This window comes from Amycolatopsis sp. Hca4 (assembly GCF_013364075.1).
Taxonomy (GTDB): Bacteria; Actinomycetota; Actinomycetes; order Mycobacteriales; family Pseudonocardiaceae; genus Amycolatopsis.
This window is the reverse complement of the sequence record NZ_CP054925.1, coordinates 3,685,740-3,706,359: the sequence shown is the minus strand read 5'-3', so window position 1 is coordinate 3,706,359 and position 20,620 is coordinate 3,685,740. Positions and strand designations below refer to the sequence as shown.

Annotated in this window: 17 protein-coding genes, 1 tRNA gene and 1 pseudogene; 8 read left to right on the top strand and 11 right to left on the bottom strand. The window is 71.1% G+C overall.

The features are described from left to right. Positions 1–4 precede the first annotated feature (4 nt). Both HUT10_RS15970 and HUT10_RS15965 read right to left on the bottom strand, forming a co-directional pair. A complete protein-coding gene (locus HUT10_RS15970; RefSeq protein ID WP_176171934.1) occupies positions 5–1,513 on the bottom strand; it encodes a 4-hydroxyphenylacetate 3-hydroxylase family protein in 1,509 nt (502 codons plus the stop codon). A 20-nt stretch (positions 1,514–1,533) separates the two neighbouring features. Further along, positions 1,534–2,202 (bottom strand): O-methyltransferase, encoded by a 669-nt coding sequence (locus HUT10_RS15965; protein ID WP_176171933.1) that lies wholly within the window; start codon positions 2,200–2,202, stop codon positions 1,534–1,536. A 209-nt stretch (positions 2,203–2,411) separates the two neighbouring features. Here HUT10_RS15965 and HUT10_RS15960 point away from each other — a divergent pair, with 209 nt between their 5' ends. Next, positions 2,412–3,866 carry a nucleotide disphospho-sugar-binding domain-containing protein gene (locus tag HUT10_RS15960; protein WP_176171932.1) on the top strand — a complete coding sequence of 485 codons (1,455 nt, stop codon included), beginning with the start codon at positions 2,412–2,414 and terminating at the stop codon, positions 3,864–3,866. 427 nt (positions 3,867–4,293) lie between these two features. Here HUT10_RS15960 and HUT10_RS15955 read toward each other — a convergent pair whose 3' ends face one another. Genes HUT10_RS15955 through HUT10_RS15945 form a run of 3 tightly spaced genes read right to left on the bottom strand, consistent with a single transcriptional unit; the run spans position 4,294 to position 7,920 of the window. Further along, positions 4,294–5,514 (bottom strand): class I SAM-dependent methyltransferase, encoded by a 1,221-nt coding sequence (locus HUT10_RS15955; protein WP_176171931.1) that lies wholly within the window; start codon positions 5,512–5,514, stop codon positions 4,294–4,296. A 34-nt stretch (positions 5,515–5,548) separates the two neighbouring features. After that, positions 5,549–6,529, bottom strand: coding sequence for an NAD(P)-dependent oxidoreductase (locus HUT10_RS15950; protein ID WP_176171930.1), 981 nt, complete (start codon positions 6,527–6,529; stop codon positions 5,549–5,551). After that, positions 6,526–7,920 (bottom strand): nucleotide sugar dehydrogenase, encoded by a 1,395-nt coding sequence (locus tag HUT10_RS15945; protein ID WP_217709613.1) that lies wholly within the window; start codon positions 7,918–7,920, stop codon positions 6,526–6,528. Before HUT10_RS15945 ends, HUT10_RS15950 begins: the two co-directional genes overlap by 4 nt. A gap of 206 nt (positions 7,921–8,126) precedes the next feature. On the opposite strand from HUT10_RS15945, the gene HUT10_RS15940 reads away from it, so the two are divergent. After that, complete coding sequence (locus HUT10_RS15940) at positions 8,127–8,699, top strand: NUDIX hydrolase (protein ID WP_176171929.1); 573 nt, start codon at positions 8,127–8,129, stop codon at positions 8,697–8,699. A gap of 25 nt (positions 8,700–8,724) precedes the next feature. Here the strand turns inward: HUT10_RS15940 and HUT10_RS15935 are convergent, their stop codons facing one another. Continuing rightward, positions 8,725–9,552 carry an alpha/beta fold hydrolase gene (locus HUT10_RS15935; protein WP_254896894.1) on the bottom strand — a complete coding sequence of 276 codons (828 nt, stop codon included), beginning with the start codon at positions 9,550–9,552 and terminating at the stop codon, positions 8,725–8,727. A gap of 253 nt (positions 9,553–9,805) precedes the next feature. Here HUT10_RS15935 and HUT10_RS15930 point away from each other — a divergent pair, with 253 nt between their 5' ends. From HUT10_RS15930 to HUT10_RS15910, 6 genes and pseudogenes are all read left to right on the top strand, one after another. Continuing rightward, a complete protein-coding gene (locus HUT10_RS15930; protein WP_176171927.1) occupies positions 9,806–10,990 on the top strand; it encodes an acyl-CoA dehydrogenase family protein in 1,185 nt (394 codons plus the stop codon). 275 nt (positions 10,991–11,265) lie between these two features. Then, complete coding sequence (locus HUT10_RS15925) at positions 11,266–12,864, top strand: MFS transporter (protein WP_176171926.1); 1,599 nt, start codon at positions 11,266–11,268, stop codon at positions 12,862–12,864. 83 nt (positions 12,865–12,947) lie between these two features. Then, positions 12,948–14,111, top strand: coding sequence for a DegT/DnrJ/EryC1/StrS aminotransferase family protein (locus HUT10_RS15920; RefSeq protein WP_176171925.1), 1,164 nt, complete (start codon positions 12,948–12,950; stop codon positions 14,109–14,111). Positions 14,112–14,197: 86 nt separating this feature from the next. Then, positions 14,198–15,214, top strand: coding sequence for an alcohol dehydrogenase catalytic domain-containing protein (locus HUT10_RS15915; protein ID WP_176171924.1), 1,017 nt, complete (start codon positions 14,198–14,200; stop codon positions 15,212–15,214). A gap of 19 nt (positions 15,215–15,233) precedes the next feature. Next, positions 15,234–15,419: pseudogene (locus tag HUT10_RS52220) on the top strand (hypothetical protein); the annotation flags it as partial. Between the two features lie 68 nt (positions 15,420–15,487). Then, positions 15,488–16,381, top strand: a complete 894-nt coding sequence (locus tag HUT10_RS15910; protein ID WP_176171923.1) for a nucleotide disphospho-sugar-binding domain-containing protein — start codon at positions 15,488–15,490, stop codon at positions 16,379–16,381. Positions 16,382–17,439: 1,058 nt separating this feature from the next. Here HUT10_RS15910 and HUT10_RS15905 read toward each other — a convergent pair. From HUT10_RS15905 to HUT10_RS15885, 5 genes are all read right to left on the bottom strand, one after another. Next, positions 17,440–17,655, bottom strand: a complete 216-nt coding sequence (locus HUT10_RS15905; protein WP_176171922.1) for a hypothetical protein — start codon at positions 17,653–17,655, stop codon at positions 17,440–17,442. Positions 17,656–17,851: 196 nt separating this feature from the next. After that, complete coding sequence (locus HUT10_RS15900; protein WP_176171921.1) at positions 17,852–18,094, bottom strand: hypothetical protein; 243 nt, start codon at positions 18,092–18,094, stop codon at positions 17,852–17,854. Between the two features lie 300 nt (positions 18,095–18,394). After that, positions 18,395–18,471 (bottom strand) — tRNA-Arg (locus HUT10_RS15895). 514 nt (positions 18,472–18,985) lie between these two features. Beyond that, positions 18,986–19,360 (bottom strand): peptidase inhibitor family I36 protein, encoded by a 375-nt coding sequence (locus tag HUT10_RS15890; protein WP_176171920.1) that lies wholly within the window; start codon positions 19,358–19,360, stop codon positions 18,986–18,988. A gap of 170 nt (positions 19,361–19,530) precedes the next feature. Further along, a complete protein-coding gene (locus tag HUT10_RS15885; protein ID WP_176171919.1) occupies positions 19,531–20,574 on the bottom strand; it encodes a LacI family DNA-binding transcriptional regulator in 1,044 nt (347 codons plus the stop codon). Positions 20,575–20,620 lie beyond the last annotated feature (46 nt).

The following is a 20,620-nucleotide window of genomic DNA, read 5'->3' as shown; positions in this document are numbered from 1 at the left end:
CGCTTCACCGGGTCATGTCGGGAACGGTCCAGCCGTCGAGGTCGTATTCGTTCAGGCACGTCTCGACGAACCGCTTGTAGTCGTCGACGTCACCCGAGGCGACCTGCCCGAACAGCAGCTCGATCCGGGTGTTCTCGTGGCTGCCGGCGTAGTTGCGCTCGTAGAGCTCGTGCCGGCCGCCGAACTCCGTGCCCACGGCGTCCCAGAGCAGCTTCATCACCTTGACGCGGGTCTCGGCTCCGATGCCGTTCGAACCGCGGACGTAGGTGTCCAGGTAGCCGCGGATCTCCGGGTTCTTGAAGTCCTCGGCGCTGGAGTTGATGTAGATCAACGCACTGGCGACGTCCTGCAGCACGATCTCGCGGATGCGGGCGTAGCCGACCTGCGTGAACCAGCGGTAGGCCAGGCCGTACGCCGGGTTCGGCAGCAGCGCGCCGTCGCGCCACGGCACGGGGTTGCGCGCCGCGGCGTCCGACAGGCCCCAGAACAGGTTCCGCCAGGCCAGCACCTCGCCGAGGCGGGTCTGCACCCCGCGGAAGTCCTCGGTACCGGTGATCTCCAGCGCCTTGGCGATCAGGCCGGCGATGAACTCCAGCTTCACCGCCAGCCGGGTGCAGCCCTGGAACGTCGACCGCTCGATGAACCCCGACTGCCCGGTGAAGGTCTGGACCTTGCCGATGTCCCCGTAGATGAAAACGTTTTCCCACGGGATGAGGACCTTGTCCAGCACCAGGATCGTGTCGTTCTCGTCCAGCCGCGACGAAAGCGGGTAGTCGAACGGCGACCCGATCGTGTTGGCCATCGACGTGTAGGACGGGCGGCAGATCAGCTTCATCCCCTTGGCGTCCATGGGGATGGTGGCCACCAGCGCGAACTCGCGCCTCTTGATCGGCAGCCCGTAGTGCGCGATGAAGTTGTAGTGCGTCAGCGCGGAGCCGGTCGCGACGACCTTCGCGCCGCTGACCACCAGCCCGGCGTCGGTTTCCTTCTCCACGTGGACGAACACGTCGCGGACCTCGTCCGGCGAGCGCTTGCGGTCCACCGGCGGGTGGACCAGCGCGTGGTTCCAGTAGAGGACCTTTTCCTGCGACTCGCGGTACCAGCGCTTGGCGTTCTCCTCGAACGGCGCGTAGAACTCGGCGTTCGCGCCGAGCGTGCCGAGGAACGACGCCTTGTAGTCCGGGCTGCGGCCCATCCAGCCGTAGCTCATCCGCGCCCACGCGGCGATCGCCTGCTGGTCGGCCACCAGGTCCTCGACGCTGTGCGGGGTGCGGAAGAACCGGTGGGTGTAGCCGCCGTTGCCGGTGTCGGTCGGCGCGGTGAGCACGTCCCGGTACTTCGGGTCGTGCAGGGCGTCGTACAGCCGTGCGGTCATCCGGATCGGGTTGCGGAACGCCACGTGCTCGGTGACGTCCTTGACGCGCTCGCCGTTGATGTAGACCACGCGGTCGTCGCGCAGGCTTTCGATGTACTCCGCACCGGTCAGCGGCCGGGCCGGACGGCTGTCGTTCATGGCCACTTCCCCTTGTCCGTTCACTTCTTGCGGGCGAGCGTGACGCCGTCGGCGATCGGCAGCATCACCGTGTCGAACCGCTCGTCGACGGCGAGCTTGGCGTTGACGCCGGCGACGACTTCGGCGGCGTAGCGGGGGAGGTCCTCTTCGACTTCTTCCGGCGCCGCGACGGTTCCGTGCAGCAGCACGTTGTCCAGGATGAGCAGGCCGCCCGAGCGCAGCATCGGCGTGACGGCGTCGATGTAGTACGGGTACGACGTCTTGTCCGCGTCGATGAACACCAGGTCCGCTTCGCCTTCGCCGACCAGGCCGGGCAGGGTCTTGCGGCCGGGGCCGAGCTTGAACTCGATCCGGTCGGCGACGCCGGCCAGCTCCCAGTGCTTGCGGGCGATGCCGACCCAGTCCTCGGTCACGTCACAGGTGATCACCTTGCCGCCGGGCGCGAGCCCGCGCGCGAAGGCCAGTGAGGACAGCCCGGTGAACGTCCCGACGTCGATCACCGTCTTCGGCGCGACCAGCTTCGCGATCAGGTGCAGGAAGCCGGCCTGCTCGATCGGCGTCAGCATCTCCGCCAGTTCACCGACCTTCGCGGTGTCCTCGATCAGGCTGCTCACCACCGCGTCCGGTTGCGTGCACGAACTGACCACGTAGGCGATCGTTTTTTCGTCCAGGAAACTGAACGTACTCATGCGTCCTCCACGACGGCGCGCGATCCCGGCCGGATCCCGGTGGGCGAAAACCAGTATCGGCCGGGTGCGAAAACCGTTGCGTCTCCTCGTTTGCACTGCACGACGGCCCGCACCGGCCCTCAGCACTGCGGGAGATGCGCCTGTTCGGCCGCGCCGACGATCCTGGCCTTTGCCGACGACGACACCACCTCCGGAGTCGAGGAGATTCGATGCGAGTCCTTTTCACCGTCTACCCGAACTCACTGGCGCACCTCTACCCGGTGGTACCGCTGGCGTGGGCGCTGCAGAGCGCGGGGCACGAAGTCCGCGTGGCCGCGCACCACAGCGCGGCGGAGATGATCATCAAGACGGGCCTCACGCCGGTCCAGCTCGGTGACCCCGACCAGCGGCCGGTGCGCCTCACCGACGACTGCGCCCCGCCGCACCACCAGGACCTCGTGAACCGCTACGCGGACGTGATGGGCCTGTCGCCCGAGGGCCGCGAGCACTGGATCGTGTTCTACCAGTGGCTGCTGCAGCCGACGTCGGACTACGTGCGGCTGGACCGCCAGGAGGCCGAGGACCTGATCGAGTTCGCCAAGGTCTGGCAGCCCGACCTGATCTCGTGGGACGCCACCATCCCGGCCAGCGCCGTCGCGGCGAAGGTCTGCGGCGCGGCGCACACGCGGCTGCTGATCGGGCACGACATGTTCGCCTGGTCGCTCGACCGGCTGGCCGAGAACAAGGAGGCCCTCGTGGCCGCCGGCCTCGACCCGAACCCGCTCGCCACGCTGATCCGCCCGCTGGCCGAGAAGTACGGCTTCGAGGTCGACGACGAGCTGCTGGTCGGCAACTTCAGCATCGAGACGATGCTGGAAGGCCTGCGCCTGCCGACGAGCACGAAGAAGCTGCCGATGCGGCACGTGCCCTACGTCGACCCCGAGGTGCTGCCGCCGTGGCTGTACCAGCGCCCCGAACTGACCCGCTGCGAGTGCTGCGGCCGCAAGAACCGCCGTCGCGTGGCGCTCTCGCTCGGCGAGTCGACGCGCCGGTTCATCAAGGGCGACTGGGACCGCGCCCCGAAGATCCTCAAGGCCCTCGGCCAGCTGGACGACCTCGAGATCGTGGCGACGCTGGACAAGGCGCAGCTGGTCGACGTCGAGGAGATCCCGCCGAACGTCAAGGTCATCGACTGGGTCAACCTGCCGCACCTGCTGCCGACCTGCTCGGCGCTGATCCACCACGGCGGCATCGGCACGTACTCCTCGGCGGTGGCGCACAAGGTCCCGCAGCTGGTCTGCGACGTCGAGGGCGTGTCCCTGCTGATGCGCCTGGTCGAGGACGGTGGTGACGTCCACAAGCCGGGCACCTACCGCGTCGGCTGGGAGTTCGACGAGCGCGAAGAGGGCGCGCCCGACGCGGCGACGGCCCACTGGGAGCTGCCGGCGAAGAAGGTCGAGTCCACGGTGGTCTCGGACTTCGTCATCTCGACCGGCGCGGGCGTCCGCCTCGACCACCGCGCCAAGACGGTCGAGGAGATCCGCGACCTGGTCTGGGCGGTCGCCACGGACCAGCGCTACCAGCACGCGGCCCACGCCCTGCACGACGACTGGCTGGCGATGCCGAGCCCGAGCGACATCATCCCGGACCTGGAGAAGCTGATCGTCCAGCACCGCCGTCGCTGACTCCCCTCCAGAGGGAAAGCCGCCGCCTCGACCTCCGCGAGGCGGCGGCTTTTCGCTGCCGGCGTTCCCGCCGGCGACGTCAAAGGCCCCGCCGCTTGGGTTCCAGTGGTGGTTGCGACACCTGAGCTGTTCAGGGGTTGCAGTGTTCGAGATCCGTGGGGACCGGCCGCCTCAAGGTCCGAGGAAGCTGGGCCACGCTTGTCTTGATCTTGTGGCGCAAGGTACGGGCACCGTGCAGGCGTGCCGGATCGTGGGAATCAATCGCCGGCACCGGGCACCGGCTGCTGCCAGACCGCCGCGCACGCAAAACGCTCGGCTGGGACACCCCAGCCGAGCGCTTGACCAAACTCCTGACCGAAGCCGGTTGATCACCCGTGTTGCAACGACCCCTCGAATCCGCCCGGCGGGCCTTCGGCGTCGCGGCGGGTCAGAGCACTTCGACCTCGGGGACGAACCGGATCCACTTGCCACCCGCGGCGCGGAAACCCTGCTCCTTGGCCATGATCTCGGTGGCGTGGTTCCACGCGAACAGCACCGCGTAGTCCGGGTAGCCTTCGGAGAACGCCGACGGCGGCTTCACCGGCAGGTGCGAGCCCGGCAGCAGGTGGCCCTGCTTGCCCGGCGTCGAGTCGACGACGAACGGGATCAGGTCCGTCGAGATGCCGCAGTACGTCGTCACCGTCGAGCTCTTGCCCGGCGCACCGTAGCCGACGACGGTCTTGCCCTGGTCGCGCAGGTGCGTCAGCAGCCCCACGAGGTCGTCGCGGATCCGCTCGACGTTGCGGCCGAACCGCGCGAACGTCAGCGGCTCCGAGAGCTTGCCCGCCTCCTCCTCGGCGAGCAGCGTGTCGAGCTTGGCCGACGGCGTGCGCGCGCCGGGACGGGCGATCGTGTAGCGGACTTCGCCGCCGTGCATGTCGATGTGCTCGGCGTGCACCAGTTCGAAGCCGAAGCGCTCGGCCATCGCGCGCACCGATCCGGCGCTGAAGTAGAACACGTGCTCGTCGTAGATCTGGTCGAAGGCCATGCCTTCGATGATCGTGGCGAGGTACGGCTCTTCGAACACGAAGATGCCGTTCTCGGACAGCAGCGCGTCGATCCCGCGGAACAGCGATTCCACGTGCGCGATGTGGCAGATCGTGTTGGCGCCGAAGATGACGTCGGCGGCGCCGTGCGCCCCGCGGACGGCGGCTGCGGTCTCGGCGTCGAAGAACGCCGAGAGCACCTGGACCCCCTTGGCGCGGGCGAGGTCGGCGACGTTCCCGGACGGCTCGACGCCGAGGTGGCGGATACCGGCCTCGGCGATCGTGGACAGCATCACGCCGTCGTTGCAGCCGATCTCGACGATGAACGGGTCCGGCCCGGTGAGCTCGTTGGCCAGGAACCACTCGGCGTCGGCGCGGAAGTGGTTGCGGTGCCCGGCCGAGCCGGAGGCCTGGTACCGGTAGCCGGCGTGGTAGCGCAGCTCCTGGGGCACCTCCTCCATCAGCTGCACCATGGTGCAGGCCTCGCACGCCCCGACCGCGAGCCGGAAGCGGAACTCGTTCTCGACCTCGTGGGGGAGCAGGAAGCCGTTCGCCGTCGGCTGGTCGCCGAGGTCGACGAATTCGGCCACGTGGCCGCCGCACACCCGACACTTCGTACCCATGGATCGGCCCTCACTGTTGGTGGTCATCGAATCCTCACTCCGCGCCCTTGTCGTCCTGCGCCAGCCACCAGTCCGCGCCGCGTGCCCACTCGACGGTCTTGATCAGCCCGTCCCGCAACGCCGTTTCCGGGCGCCAGCCGAGGATTTCGGCCGCCTTGGCGTTGTTCGGCACCCGCCGCGGCAGGTCCTGGTAGGACGCGCCGAGCTTGACTCCCGTGTCGACGTCGAGGATCTCCGTCGTCCCGGTGAGCTCCCCGACCAGCCGGACCACTTCGCCGACGGTGGTCTCGACCATGCTGCCGATGTTGAACGCCTGCCCGGACGAGCCCGGGTGGTCGGCGGCGCGCAGCGTGCCCTCGATCGCGTCGTCGACGTAGGTGAAGCAGCGGGTCTGCCGTCCCTCGTCGTAGACGACGAGCGACCGGCGGTTGAGTGCGCGGTGGATCGACCGGCTCACGATGTAGGCGGGCCGCTGCCGCGGGCCGTAGACGTTGAAGTAGCGCACGATCGTCGCCTCGAGCCCGCGCTGGCGCGCGAAGGCGAACGTCAGGTGCTCGGCCAGCGCCTTGCTGGAGGAGTAGGACCACCGGTCGTGCGACGTGCCACCGAGCACCCGGTCGCCGTCCTCGTCCCACGGCACCGCGGGATTCTTGCCGAAGACCTCGCTGGTGCTGGCCAGCACGACCTTCGCGCCCGCTTCGAGCGCGAGGTCGAGCACGGACCGCGTCGCGGCGTAGTTGATGTCGATGACGTCGAGCGGACGCGCCAGGTACTGGTCGACGCCGACGACGGCGGCCAGGTGGTAGACGACCCCGACGCCGGGCCGGATCGCCTCGGCCAGCTTCGCGGGGTCACGCAGGTCGCCGGTCACGTACCGGACACCCTCGACCGGGACGCGCGGCGGCGCGACGTCGAGGACGGTCACCTGGTCACCGCGGTCGAGGAGCCGCTCGACCAGGTGCGACCCGACGAAGCCGGAGCCGCCGGTGACGACGGCGTGCTGGGGGTTGCTCATCGGTCGGTCTCCGTCCCGGTCGGCGGGCCCGGGATGGCGTCACCGCGGCCGATGCCGCGGTAGACGTATCCGGCGGCCCTCAGCGCGGCGATCTTTTCCTTGGGGTAGTAGGCGCGGCCGTCGAGGACGAGGCAGTTCGGGGCGACGGGCAGCGCGGCGAAGTCGATGTCGTGGAAGTCGCGGTGGTAGGCCAGCACCGCGAGGCAGTCCGCGTCGCGCACGGCTTCTTCGAGGCTCGCGGCCGGCCGGACGCCGAACAGCTTCTCGGCCGCCTCCGGGTCGACCAGCGGGTCGTACACGGACACGGTGAGCCCGGCCTTGGCGAGCGTCTTCACCGCGCCGGCGGTCGGGGTGGCCCGCAGGTCGCCGGTGTCGTTCTTGAACGCGAGGCCGAGCACGGCGACCTTGCTGCCGGTGGGGTTCTTGCCCTGGCGCACCAGCTCGTCGATCGCCAGCTGCGCGGTGTACTCCGGCATCCCGGCGTTGACCTCCCGGCCGGCGGGCGCGGTCCGGATCGGCAGGCCGTGGCGCTCGGCCGAGCGCCACACCATCCACGGGTCCTTGGTCAGGCAGGAGCCGCCGACGCCGACACTGGGCAGCAGGATGTTGACGTTGCCCGCGCCCTTGGGGATCGTGTTCGCCGCGGTGATCACGTCGAGCACGTCGACGCCGTAGAGCGCGCAGAACATGGCGAGTTCGTTGGCCAGCGCGATGTTCAGGTCGATCCACCAGTTGCTCGCCAGCTTGACGATCTCGGCCGCCTCCAGCGAGTCCCGCGGGATGACCTCGACGCCGAGCGCGCGGCGCCAGAACGCCTCCGCCGCGGCCTCGCTCTCCGCGCCGAGGCCGCCGGCCACGATCGGGAAGGTCCGCAGTTCACGCAGGGCGGTGCCTTCGGCGAGCCGCTCCGGGGTGAAGGCCAGCCCGAAGTCGACGCCGCCGAGCAGGCCGCTTTCCTCTTCGAGCAGCGAGAGCACGATGCCGCGCGTGGTGCCCGGCGGCACGGTGCTCTTGAGCACGACCAGCTGTCCCGGCCGCAGGTGCTCGCCGAGCGCCCGGCAGGCGCCGCGCAGCTGCTCTTCGGCCAGGGACCCGTCTTCGCGCACCGGGGTGCCGACGGCGATCAGGACGACGTCGGCTTCGGCCGCCTCGGCGATGTCCGTGGTGACGCGCAGGTTCCCGTCGGCGAGGCCGCGGAAGATCAGTTCGGCGAGCCCCTCTTCGGCGAACCGGCAGTGGCCGCGCGCCAGCTCGTCCACCAGGCGTGGGTCGGTGTCGACGCCGACGACGTCGAACCCGCGATCGGCCAGCGTCGCGGCGATGCACGAGCCGACGTAGCCGAATCCGATCACCGCCACTCGGAACCGGTCTTGGTCGGGCAGAAAACGCATTCGCGTCTCCAATCGGGTGATACTGCCTCCGGGACCGGGCGCACGGGCCGGGTCCTGCACGAACTCGTCGGGGGCGAACGCGCGCCGACCGCGGATCTCCCCGCCGACCATGGTCCGCGCGCCGCGCCGCGGGTCGCGTCTCCTCTGTTGCTTGCGCCGCACCGCCAGAGAAGCCCGGCCGGGCCACGGCGCTTATCGTGGTGGGCATGGCTGAAGCCGCCGATCTCCCGGTGATCCGGCAGATCTCCTCCCGGCTGGTGTACGAGAACGCGTGGCTGAGCGTGCGCGAAGACGGCATCGAGCGCCCCGACGGTTCGCACGGCATCTATTCGGTGATCGACCGTCCCGACTTCGCCGTGGTGATCGCGGGCGAGAACGACGGCTTCCACCTGGTGGACCAGTACCGGTACCCGTTGCTGGGGCGCTACTGGGAGTTCCCGCAGGGGTGCTTCCCCGGCCGCCGCGGCGGCGACCCGCTCGAGCTGGCCCACCGCGAGCTGGCCGAGGAGACCGGCCTGCGGGCGGCCTCGATGGTGCCGATCGGCAGGCTGGCCGCCTGGCACGGCGCCAGCGGCCAGATGTGCACGGTGTTCCTGGCGACCGGCCTGACCCAGGGCGAGCCGGACCGCGAGCACGAGGAGCAGGACATGCGGCACCGGTGGTGCTCGCGCGCGGAGTTCGAGTCCCTCATCCGCACCGGGGAAATCCGGGACAACACGACGGTGTCGTCGTACATGCTGCTGCGCCTGCACGAGGAGGAGTGCGGCACTTCCGCGTGAAAGTGCCGCCCTCGTCCGGCGCGGATCAGGGCCGGACGACCTCCCGCAGCGCCGCGGTGAACGCCTCGGGGTGCGTGACGTACCCGACGTGCCCGCCCGGCAGGTGCACGATCGCGTTGCCGGTGTGCTCGGCCAGCACCGTGTTGGGCCGGTACGGGAAGGTGTCGCGCGCGTCGCCGCCCGCCAGGACCAGCTTGCTCGCCAGTGACTTCAGCAGCCGCAGGTTCGGCCGGTACGCCGGGTACGGCTTGAGCTCGTGCTCGAACCAGAACACGTGGTTGCGCCGGATGCGCCCGAGCATCTCGGCCAGCTCGGCCGGCGGCAGCTCGGTGCGCCGCGGCGGTTTCGTCGTGGTCTCCATGCCCATCCCGGCCCGGAACGCCTTCCGCGCGGCGTCGACGCCGTCGCGCCGGTAGGTCTCGTACAGCTCGGAGTAGAACCCGAGCCAGCGCTCGGCGTCCGGCAGCACCGACGCCAGCGGCGGCTCGTGCGCGACGACGGTGTGCACCAGGCCGGGGTGGCGTTCGAGCGTGGCGAGCGCGACGATCGCGCCGGAGCTCGACCCGAACACCGCGGCCGGGCCGGGGGCGAGGTGCCGCAGCAGGGCGCCCACGTCGTGGGCGTCCTCGGTGAGCCGGTCGTCGCCGACCGGGCCGTCGAGCGGGCTGCGCGAGAACCCGCGCCGGTCGTAGGTGATCACCGTGTACTCGTCGGCGAGCGACTCGGCCATCGGCACGAACGGCGCGGCGTCGCCGTTGCCGCTGGGGATGATCAGCAGCGCCGGGCCGGCGCCGCGGACCTCGTAGTACAGGCTCGCGCCGGGCACGGCCAGTCGGTCGATGGTGGCTCGCATGCGCATCCTCCGGTCACGGACGGTTTGGCGCCAGTGTCGCCGGGAGCGGCCCGCCCGCGCGTCTCTCCGCTTGGCCTCCGGCCCCCGCCCGCCCGTCCCGCCTCTTCCGGATTGCGGCTCCGGCACCGGCCGCATTCCGCAAGGTGCGAGCGTTTCCCCGGCGGTGCGACCGTCGGCAGCGCGCGCGGCGTCCTGTTGCGCCCGGAGCCGCCCGGCCGGGCCTCCGTAGACCCGTCACACCGTGGAGGTCCAGGTGCCGAGCACCCCACTACCGACCCGGGCCCAGCTCGTCGAACGCGCCACCGGGCTCGTCCCGCTGCTGCGCGCGAACGCCGGCAAGGCCGCGCAGGACCGCCGGCTCACCGAGGAGACGATCGACGCGCTCGCCGACGCCGGGATCTTCAAGCTCCGCGTCCCCGCCCGGTTCGGCGGGTACGAGGCCGACACGACCACCCTGATGGAGGTGGCCACCCAGCTCGGTCGCGGCGACGGCTCGGCGTCGTGGGTCGCCTCGGTCTACTCCATCCCGGGCTGGATGGTCTGCATGTTCCCGGAGGAGGTGCAGGAGGAGGTGTTCAGCACCCCGGACGTCCGGGTGTGCGGGACGCTCAGCCCCACCGGGTTCGCCAAGACCGTCGCCGGCGGCTACGTCATCAACGGCAAGTGGAGCTTCATCAGCGGCGCGCCGCACGCGCACTGGCAGGAGGTCATCGCCATCCTCGACCCGGGTGACGGCGGCGAGCCGTACCCGCTGATGGCCCTGGTCCCGATCACGGACCTGGAGGTCGTCGACGACTGGTACGCCACCGGCCTCAAGGGCTCGGGCAGCGTCACCACCGTCGCGCGGGACGTGTTCGTCCCGGCCGAACGCGCGCTGCCGATGCCGACGGTCGTGCAGGGCAACAGCGTGTCCGAGCGCAACGCGCGGATCCCGATCTACCGCGCCCCGCTGGTCCCGGTGGCCGGCGCGTGCACCGTCGGCACCCTGCTGGGCCTGGCGAACGCGGCCATGGAGAACTTCCTGGAGTGGCTGCCCGGCCGCCGGATCGCCTTCACCGCGTACGAGAAGCAGTCGAACGCGGCGGTCACCCACCTGCAGGTGGCGGAGGCCGCGCAGAAGATCGACGAGGCAGGCTTCCACGCCCGCCGGATCACGTCCACCGTGGACGGCAAGGCGCGCGAAAGTGTGCCGTGGACGCTCGAGGAACGCGCCCGCAACCGCGCCGACGTCGGTGCGGTCTGCAAGCTGGCCAAGGAAGCCGTCGACATCCTCGCCGCCGGCTCGGGCGGCGCGTCGATCTACCAGCACGTGCCGATCCAGGGCATCCTGCACGACCTTCAGGCGGCGAGCCTGCACGCGCTGATCAACCCGACGACCGCCTCGGAATTGTACGGTCGTATTCTGTGCGGTTTGGAACCGGACACCGCATACATCTGAGCCGTTGATTTCGCCGTCCCGCCCCGGCCCGCCGCAGGAATTCGCTGCCGCAGGTCAGGGCGGGGAACGCCCGGGGAAAAACCGGGAGAACGCACGTTTCGGCGGGTCGGTTCCCGTTGGCCGCCGCACCGCATTCCGGAAGATGCTCGTGACGATCGGCCTCTGGGACAGTTGCTCACCGTACGAACCGACCTCGAAGTCACAACGCCTCGTGCGTCTGGCCTTTGTGATCCCTCGGTTGGCCGGCGGCTTTGATGGAGAGAGGATGATGAATTGTGACCGGTAACGGCGCGCCGCCCTTGGCCGGGCGGCGGGAGTGGTGGGGGCTGGCGGTGCTCGCCCTCCCCACGATGTTGACGATGATGGACATCAACGTCTTGTTCCTCGCGCTTCCGCACCTGAGCGCTGACCTGGGCGCGAGCAGCACCGAGCAGCTGTGGATCACCGACATCTACGGCTTCCTGATCGCCGGGTTCCTGGTGACCATGGGCACGCTCGGTGACCGGATCGGCAGGCGGAAGGTCCTGGTGACCGGCGCCACGGCCTTCGGCATCCTTTCCGCGGTGGCGGCCTTCTCGACCAACCCCGAGATGCTGATCGTCATCCGGGCCCTGCTCGGTATCGCGGGTGCGACGATCATGCCGTCGACGCTCGCGTTGATCATGGGCATGTTCCAGCACCCGAAGCAGATGGGTGCCGCGATCGGTGTCTGGGCCACCTCGATGATGGCCGGTATCGCCCTCGGCCCGGTGGTCGGCGGTCTGCTGCTGGCCTCGTTCTGGTGGGGCTCGGTGTTCCTGCTCGCGGTGCCGATCATGGTGCTGGTGCTGGTGTTCGGGCCGATCCTGCTGCCCGAGTTCAAGAACCCGCAGGCGGGCAAGCTCGACCTGCTCAGCGTGCTGCTGTCCCTGCTGGCGATCCTGCCGTTCATCTGGGGCCTCAAGGAGGTCGTCCGCTCCGGCTGGTCGGTCGCCCCGGTCCTGGTCGCCGTGGCCGGCCTGATCTTCGGCGTGGTCTTCGTGACCCGGCAGCGCAAGCTCGCGAACCCGCTGCTCGACGTCCGCCTGTTCGCGATCAAGGCCGTCTCCGGTGGCCTGATCCTCGGCCTGCTGTTCGCCGCGATCCAGGGCGGCACGGGTCTGCTGGTGACCCAGCACCTGCAGGAGGTGGAGGGCTTCTCGGCCCTGAAGTCCGCACTGCTGCTGCTGATCCCGGCCGTGCTGATGGTGATCGGCATCCAGGTCACCAACCCGCTGTCGCTCAAGGTGAAGCCCGGCATCATCATGATGGTCGGCATGCTCGTCGCGGCGGTCGGCATGGTGGTGCTGAGCCTGTACGACACGACGTCGGGCGTGGCGGTGCTGATCGTCGGCTCGAGCATCATCTTCATCGGTGGCAGCCCGATCGGCGTCCTGGTCAACAAGGTCGTCATGGGCTCGGCCCCGCCGGAGAAGATGGGGTCGGCGGCTTCGCTGCAGTCGACCGGTGGTGAGCTGGGCGTCGCGCTCGGCATCGCCGCGCTGGGCAGCATCGCGACGGCGGCCTACCACAGCCACCTGACCGTGCCGGCCAGCGTCACGGGCCCGGCCGCGGACGCCACCCGCGAGAGCATCACCAGCGCGGTCCAGGCGGCGGGCTCCCAGCCGCCGAACGTCGCGCAGGACCTGCTTTCCGCGGCCGGCAACGCGTTCACCAGCGCCCTGAACACCACGGCCGGCATCTGCGCGGTCGTGTTCGTGGCGCTGGCCGCGCTGGCCTTCGCCACCCTCCGGCACATCCCGGTCCCGCCGGCGCCCCCCACGGGCTTGCCGCCGGAGGCCGCGCCGGAAGGTGCCGCGGAGGGCGAGACCTCCGCGGAGGCGGCCCAGGCCTGACGGTCTGGAAATCCCGGTCCGGCCGGACAGCGCGAGCTGTCCGGCCGGACTGTCCCGTGAACGAGCCACGCCGAGGAGTACCGATGGAGCCCATGATCAACGTCATGCAGCCGGCACTGGGCGAGCAGGAGCTCGCGGCGGTCCGGGAGGTGTTCGAGAGCAACTGGATCGGCCGCGGCGCCCGCACGCAGCAGTTCGAGTCGGCTTTCGCGCGGCACATCGGGGTCGACCCCGGGCACGTGACGTCGACGAACTCCTGCACCGAGGCGACGTTCATCGCGATGGAGCTGCTGGAGGTCGGGCCGGGCGACGAGGTCGTGCTGCCGTCGCCCAGTTTCGTGGGCGCGGGCAACGCGATCGCCGCCCGCGGCGCGGTCCCGGTGTTCTGCGACGTCGACGAAGCCACGCTGAACCCGCGCGTGACGGATGTCGAGGCCGTCCTCACCGAGCGCACGAAGGCGGTGCTGATCCTGCACTACGGCGGCTATCCCGGCGAGGTCGCCGGGATCGCGCGGCTGTGCGAGGACCGCGGCATCCACCTGATCGAGGACGCCGCGGTCGCCATCGCCTCCACAGTGGACGGTCAGAGCTGCGGTACCTTCGGCGACATCGGTGTGTGGAGCTTCGACCACGGCAAGATCGTGGTCACGGTGGACGGCGGCATGCTGTGCGTGCGCGACCCGGAGCTCGCCGCCCGCGCGCCCAAGATCGCCTACCTGGGAATGGAGCAGCGCAGCGGGTACGACCAGGCGATGCGCGCCCAGACCCGCTGGTGGGACTTCGACGTGACGTCGTTTTCCCGCCGCTCCACCACGAACGACGTGCTCGCGGCGATCGGCAACGTCCAGCTGAGCCGCCTCGGCGACTTCATCGCCCGGCGCCGTGAAGTCGCGGAGGCCTACGACGCCGGCCTGTCGGACGTCGCCGGTCTGCGCGTCCCGCCGCCGCTCCCGGCGGGTCACACGTCGTCGTACTACATGTACTGGCTCCAGTTCGAGGGCGGCATCCGCGACGAGGTCGCCCGCGACCTGTACGAGCTCGGCGTCTACACGACGTTCCGCTACCCCTTGCTGCACCAGGTGCCGGCGTACGGCTCGGCCGCCGTGCTCCCGGGGGCCGAAGCGGCCGCGGCCAAGACGCTGCTGCTGCCGATGCACCAGTCGTTGTCCGACACGGATGTCGACCGGGTGATTTCGGCCGTGCGCGAGTGCACCGGCCGCCGCACCCGCGTCGCGCGCGCGGCCTGAAGTCCGCAGCCGGGAAGACGGCGCCGCGGCGCCGCTCTGGCACCGTTGTCGGTAAGCGTCCCGGCGTCGGAGTGAGGATGATGGTCATGAAGGCAGCGGTGATTCCCGGGGTCAACGAAGACTGGGAGCTGCGGGAGGTCCCGACCCCCGAGCCCGGCCCGGCCGACGTGCTGATCCGGGTCCGCGCGTCCGGGATCTGCTCGAACGACGTCCTGGTGACCAAGGGGATGCTGCCGTTCCCGGCGTTCGACCCGGCGATCCCCGGGCACGAGCCGGTCGGCGAGGTGGTGGCGGTGGGCGACGCGGTCACCAGCCGCCAGGTCGGCGACGTCGTCGGCACCACCTGGATCCGGGGCACGTGCGGCAGCTGCGACTACTGCCGGCTCGGCCTCCCGCTGTCGGCGCGCGCGGCGTTCGCCTGCGCAGCGCCGGTTTCCACCGGCTTCACCGTCCAAGGTGGACAGGCGGAGTACATGGTGGTCGCCGCCGACCAGACGGTGCTGATCCCCGGCCACCTGTCCCCGGAACTCGCGGTCCCGGTGCTGTGTGCGGGGTACACCAGCTGGAGCGCGCTGCGCTCGGCCGACCCGAAGCCGGGCGAGCGCGTCGCGGTGGTCGGGATCGGCGGCCTCGGCCACCTGGCGGTGCAGTACGCGAGCGCGTGCGGCTTCGACACGATCGCGGTGTCGAGCTCGCCGGAGAAGCACGACCTGGCCCGCGAGCTGGGTGCGAGCACGGTGGTCTCCAACGGCGAGGAGCTGCGTGCGGCGGGCGGCGCCGACGTGGTGCTCGTCACGGGCACGTCCTACCGCGCGGCCGCCGACGCGATGACCGGCCTGAACGTCGACGGCCGCCTGGTGCTGGCCGGCATCGACGTCACCGAGCCCTTCACGCTGCCGCCCACGCTGCCGTTCTTCGGGCTGGGCCAGCGGATCATCGGCGCGACCCACAACGGCACGGAGTACCTGCGCGAGGCGCTGGACCTGGTCGCGCAGGGCAAGGTGAAGCCGCTGGTGGAGACGTTCGCGGCCGAGGACATCGCCGAGGCGGTCCGCAAGGTCGGCAAGGGCGAGGTGCGGTTCCGCGCCGTCGTCACGTACTGAACCGCGCCTGGGGGCTGTTGTGCGGATCCTGTTCACGACCGTGGCCCTGCCGGGTCATTTCTTCCCGCTGGTCCCGCTGGCGTGGGCGTGCCGCGCGGCGGGGCACGAGGTGCTGGTGCTGAGCGCCGAGCACTTCGTCCCGACGGTGCTCGGGTCGGGCCTGCCGGGCACGTCGTCGGGCCCGGCGGAGCGCTTCGCCGACCTGGTCGCGGACGACCGCCCGAGCGAGGGCCTGGCGGAGCAGCGCACGGCCACGGCCGGGTGTTCGGCCGCATGGCCGCGCGAGCGTTGCCGGGCACGTCGGTGGTGCTGCGCGCGTGGCGCCCGGACGTGGTGGTCAGCGAGCGCGCGGAGTTCGCGGGCCCGATCGCGGCGTGGAGCCTCGGCATTCCCCGGGTGGAGCTGCACTGGGGAGTGGCGGCCCTGCCGGAGTACCGCCGGGGAGCGGCGACGGAGCTGTCGTGCCAGCTGGCGGCCCGCGGCCTGGACGTGATCCCGCGGCCGTCGGCGGTCCTGAACCCGTGGCCCCCGTCCCTGCGCCTCCCGCACGCGGCGGGCCACCGGGGAATCCGGCCACTGGCGTACAACGGCGAGGCCCGCGTCCCGGACTGGGTCCTGCGCCGGCGACGGCGGCCCCGGGTGTGCCTGACGTTGGGCACGGTGGTCCCGCGCACGGGCCGCAGCCAGGTGACGGAGAGCGTGGCCGACATCGTGGCCGCACTGGCGGACCTCGACGTGGAGCTGGTGGTGGCGGTGGACGACCGCATCGCGGCAGGCTGGCCCCCGCTGCCGAGCTCGGTCCACCACGTGGGCCGGATGCCCCTGTCCCCGGTCTTCGCGGCATGCGACGCGGTCATCCACCACGGCGGCCAGGGAACGGCCCTGACGGCGATCGAGGCGGCCTTGCCCCAGCTGGTCCTCCCGGTGTTCGACGACCAGTTCGACAACGGCGAGTCGATAGCCCGCGCGGGCGCAGGCGTACGGCTCCTGCCGGACGAGATAGCCCCGGAAGCCATCGCCCGGCGGTGCGCGGAAATCTTGGAGAGGCCGGCCTACCGCCGCGCGGCCCGGACACTGGCGGCCGAGCTGGCGGCCGAGCCGACTCCGACGGAGGTGGCGGAGGAGCTGGCGGAGTTGGTGACGGAGGGAGCCGCCGAGGCGGCTTGACCAGCCGGCGGCACGTGGTCGACCTGCGCCGAGGTGGCGCAGTCGATTAGGGCCGAGGTGGCGCAGGGGCCGGCGGCACGTGGTGGCGAGGAAGGCGGCCGAGGGCTTTCGGCACGGCTGGGCCGCGGGGGCCGAGCCGGCGCTCGTGACTGCCCTGGCTGGCGTTGATGGACTTCGGGACCGCGGTGTGCGGCCGGCCGAGCGCCGCGACCGGCTCGGACATTGTGGTCGGGAAGGACCTCGGGCGTGAGCAGTCGGTGCAGCCGGGCCGTGGGGCCGAGCCAGCGCTCCTGACGGCCCCGGTTCGGCTGATGAGTTACGGGACCGCGGTATGCGGCCAGTCGAACGCCGCTACCGGCTCGACCACCGTGGTAGGCGAGGGCCTCGCGGCGTAGGTAGTCGGCGCGGCAAGGGGCGCTGCCGCTGGCCTCGGCCGATGTGGCGCGGGGGTTGGCGGCGCGGGGTGGCGGTCGGGGTGGTGTGAGTGGTCGGCGCGGTAGGGGGCGGTGGCGCTGACTTCGGCCGGTGTGGCGTGGGGGGTTGGCGGCGCGGGGTGGCGGTCGGGGTGGTGTGAGTGGTCGGCGCGGTAGGGGGCGGTGGCGCTGACTTCGGCCGGTGTGGCGTGGGGGCTGGCGGCGCGGGGTGGCGGTCGGGGTGGTGTGAGTGGTCGGCGCGGTAGGGGGCGGTGCTGCTGACCTCGGCCGATGTGGCGGGGGGCTAGCGGCGCGGGGTAGCGGTCGAGGTGGCGTGAGTAGTCGGCGCCGCAGGGGGTGTGGTGCTGCTGACCTCGGCGGAAATGGCGCGGGGGCTGGCGGCGCGAGGTGGCGGTCGGGGTGGTGTGAGTGGTCGGCGCCGCAGGCGGTGTGGTGCCGCTGACCTCGGCGGAAGTGGTGCGGGGGCTGGCGGCGCGAGGTGGCGTGAATTGTCGGCGCAGGTGGGTGGGGACCGAGTCGAGAGCGCATCGGCTCCGGCCGAGGTGGTGCAGCGGACCCAGGCCCGGGTCGGCGCAGGTCGGGCCGCCTGAGGTGGTGAGAAGGCGGCCGACGCGCTGCGACGTGTTAGCGCAGCCAGGCGGTGATGCGCTCGAACGTCTCGCGTTCGTGGCGGCTCAGTGCAGGGGAAAGCCGCAGGTCCGGGTGCCAGACGGGCGCGAGGAACGCGGGTGCGGCGAACGGGCCCGGTCCGGTGAGGCCGTTCAGCAGATACCCGCTGTGGCTGTAGCCCGCCGACCGCTCGACGGCGTTCAGCAGCTTTCTCCCCATCGAATCCGACACCGGACGTCCTCCGCCTTCGTCGGCCCGGGCGGGCCGTGTTCTTCCATCATGCTGTTTCCGGCCGCGGAATACCACCTTCAGGGGATCCGAGCAGGGGTTCGCCGCTCGGAGGCGGAAGAGAGCAAGATGGAAGATGTGCCGGTGCCGCCGATGAGGTAAGCGGGCCGTGGTTACGCCGGCGTGCGGCACCGTCTCGTCAGGCGGCCTCCGGTGTGGACGGTCGCGAGCCGTCCTGCGTCTGCGGAGTGCGGGGCGGCATCTCCCGTGTGGACGGTGCGCTGCCCGCCGTCGGCGGTGGTCCGGTGCGCGTCGCCAGGTGGTGGAGCTTCCTCAGGTGCCGCTGGACGAGGCCGATCCGCCGGGCTTCGGCGAAGATCGGCCGTGCGGCGTTGTTCGTGCGTCGACGGTGGTCTCGGGATTCGGGTTCGGGCTTGGGCACGGGATTCTCCAGGGGAATGAGCCGGACGGGGCAACGCGTCGCGAGCTATTGCTGCGCGTGACCGGCCGGTTGCGGGCAGCGTGATCGGGCGGATTCGGTCGCCTGGATCACAAGATGGTCTCGGAAGGAAAAGCGAGGAAGCGGATTGGGCCAGTCGGCCGCTTGCGTGACGCGGATTCCTCACTGCGGCACCGGCGACGACTGTGCCCGGTCACCGTCCACAGTGGGATGAGAGACGGCGGGAGCCGTGACGTCGGCCAGGGGAGCGCCGTGTGCGGCTGCGCACGGCGTCTTCCCTGGTGGCGCCCCCGGCAGGACTCGAACCTGCGACCTAGAGATTAGAAGGCTCTTGCTCTATCCAGCTGAGCTACGAGGGCCCGCGCCGACGGCCTGCTGCCGATCGTGCCGGTCGCCCGGCACCGGCAGCTTAGTCGTCGCCAACCTCTCGATCGTTCGACACCGGCCAATCGTTTCAGGTCTCGTTCGACGTAATCGGGAACTTCGGCGCTGACGCCGTCACGGCCACCGCATGATTACACTCCGTGCTCCTCTTGTTCCGGGTCGGATAACGGCTCCGGGGTTCCCTGGCGGATCCGAACCTGCTATCCAGAGATCAGAAGGCTCTTGCTCTGTCCGCCGTCGCTCCGGCCGTGGCGGGTGACCGCACGCCCGGACCTCCGCCGCGTCGGGAACGTGGCTGAGGCAGTGTCTCGCCGTCGAAATCCGGCTCCCGCTGCATCGGGAGCCGGGGCCCGTGGGCGCGCCCCTGCCGCTGGGAGGCGCGCCCACGGGTGGGGCCGCTTCGGGGCGAGCGGCCCCGGTCGGGTCCGGCCGCCGCCGCGAGCCGGCTCACTCCTGGAGCGGGCGGCGACGCGGGCCCGGGTCATCCGGCTACTCCCAGATCTGGATGCCGCGGACCAGGAACGGGGCGTTCGGGACGTACGTGCCGCCACCCGGATAGGTGACGAAGTCGCCCTCGGTCGAACATTCCTCGTCCTGGTACACCGTGACGTCGCGGGTCATCAGATTCGCGAACGACGACCCGTCGAATCCTTCGGGCAGTGGCAGGCATTCTTCGGTATTGGCCGTGCGCAGGTCGAACCGCTGGATCTGACCGCCGTAGCCGTCGGACGGCCACACGCAGAACTCACCCTTGCGGCAGCCCGGATCGGTGCTCGCCTGCGCCGCTCCGACGCTGGTCAGCACGCCGACGACGGCCAGAACAACGATGTGCGGCAGGCGGGAACGAAGACGACGTGAAGACATGGTGGATTTCCCTCCGGAATCGCGGCCGGGCCGCGGTGGACTGTGATTCCAGATTGGCGGGCGGCGGGGGATCTGTCAGCCCGCAATTTCGATTCTGTGGACAACTGCCCGGCAACGGGAATGGTTGTCCACAGATCCGAAAGCGGCCTTGCGGAAAGGTGGGGACGGTGCTACGCGGGGCCCGTGCTGCCGCGTACGACGAGTGAAACCGGCACCTCGACCGGTGCCGGCACCGCCCCGCCGTCCAGCAGGCCCAGCGCCAGTTCCCCGGCGATCCGCCCCTTCGCCGCCAGGTCCTGCCGGACCGTCGTCAGCGGCGGTGCCGACCAAGACGACGGCGGGCTGTCGTCGAAGCCGGCCACCGACAGCTCGCCCGGCACGCTGATCCCCAGCTCACGCGCCGCCGCGAGGACAGCCAGGGCCAGCTGGTCGGACATGCACAGCACCGCCGTCGGCCGCGGCGACGCCCCGAGCAGCGCGAACGCCCCGGCCATCGCGCTCTCCGCGCTGAGCCCGGCGGCTTCCTCGACGACGACGTCGCACGACCCCAGCTCGTCCAGGTAGCCGCCCAGCCGTTCGCGGACGTCGTGGAAGGGCGCGGCCGCCGCTTCCGACGCGGTCAACCGGCCGCCACCAGGCCGGAGGTGGCTGCACGCGGCGAAGATCCCGAACCGCCGGTGCCCCAGCTCCAGCAGGTGCCGCGCGGCCAGCGCCGCCCCGAGCCGGTCCGCGCAGCCGACCCGCGCCGTGTCCGGCAGCAGCGGCTGGTCGATCACCACCAGCGGCAACCCCCGCGTGCGCGCCGCCGCCAGCGAAGGCGCCCCGTCGGGCAGCGAATACGCGATCGCGATGCCGGCCTGCGCGGTGAGGACCCGCTCGGCGGGCGGCCCGCCCGGCAGGAGCAGCAGCGCGTGCCCGTGCGGGTCGATCACCTTCGCCAGCGCGTCCAGCGTCAGGTACAGCGCCGGGTCGGCGAACGCCATCGACAACGACGTGTCCAGCAGGACCGCGATCGCGCCGGTCCGGCTGGTCGCGAGGCTCCGCGCGGTCGGGTCGGGACCGGGGTAGCCCAGCTCGGCCGCCACCCGCAGGACCTCGTCGCGCAGCCGCGCGGACAGCTGGTCGGGCCGGTTGTAGGCGTTCGACACCGTCGCGCGTGAGACGCCGACGGCGACGGCGACGTCGTCGAGCGTGGGACGGCGGCGCCGGGTCATCCGCGCAGTCTAGCCAGCGCGCGGTGGACTTTCTGAAGCGCTTCAG

Bases quoted from the DNA above. Each gene is read 5' to 3' on its own strand.
- HUT10_RS15970 (WP_176171934.1), bottom strand. From the start codon at position 1,513: ATGAACGACAGCCGTCCGGCCCGGCCGCTGACCGGTGCGGAGTACATC.
- HUT10_RS15965 (WP_176171933.1), bottom strand. From the start codon at position 2,202: ATGAGTACGTTCAGTTTCCTGGACGAAAAAACGATCGCCTACGTGGTC.
- HUT10_RS15960 (WP_176171932.1), top strand. From the start codon at position 2,412: ATGCGAGTCCTTTTCACCGTCTACCCGAACTCACTGGCGCACCTCTAC.
- HUT10_RS15955 (WP_176171931.1), bottom strand. From the start codon at position 5,514: ATGGGTACGAAGTGTCGGGTGTGCGGCGGCCACGTGGCCGAATTCGTC.
- HUT10_RS15950 (WP_176171930.1), bottom strand. From the start codon at position 6,529: ATGAGCAACCCCCAGCACGCCGTCGTCACCGGCGGCTCCGGCTTCGTC.
- HUT10_RS15945 (WP_217709613.1), bottom strand. From the start codon at position 7,920: ATGCGTTTTCTGCCCGACCAAGACCGGTTCCGAGTGGCGGTGATCGGA.
- HUT10_RS15940 (WP_176171929.1), top strand. From the start codon at position 8,127: ATGGCTGAAGCCGCCGATCTCCCGGTGATCCGGCAGATCTCCTCCCGG.
- HUT10_RS15935 (WP_254896894.1), bottom strand. From the start codon at position 9,552: ATGCGAGCCACCATCGACCGACTGGCCGTGCCCGGCGCGAGCCTGTAC.
- HUT10_RS15920 (WP_176171925.1), top strand. From the start codon at position 12,948: ATGGAGCCCATGATCAACGTCATGCAGCCGGCACTGGGCGAGCAGGAG.
- HUT10_RS15915 (WP_176171924.1), top strand. From the start codon at position 14,198: ATGAAGGCAGCGGTGATTCCCGGGGTCAACGAAGACTGGGAGCTGCGG.
- HUT10_RS15910 (WP_176171923.1), top strand. From the start codon at position 15,488: ATGGCCGCGCGAGCGTTGCCGGGCACGTCGGTGGTGCTGCGCGCGTGG.
- HUT10_RS15890 (WP_176171920.1), bottom strand. From the start codon at position 19,360: ATGTCTTCACGTCGTCTTCGTTCCCGCCTGCCGCACATCGTTGTTCTG.
- HUT10_RS15885 (WP_176171919.1), bottom strand. From the start codon at position 20,574: ATGACCCGGCGCCGCCGTCCCACGCTCGACGACGTCGCCGTCGCCGTC.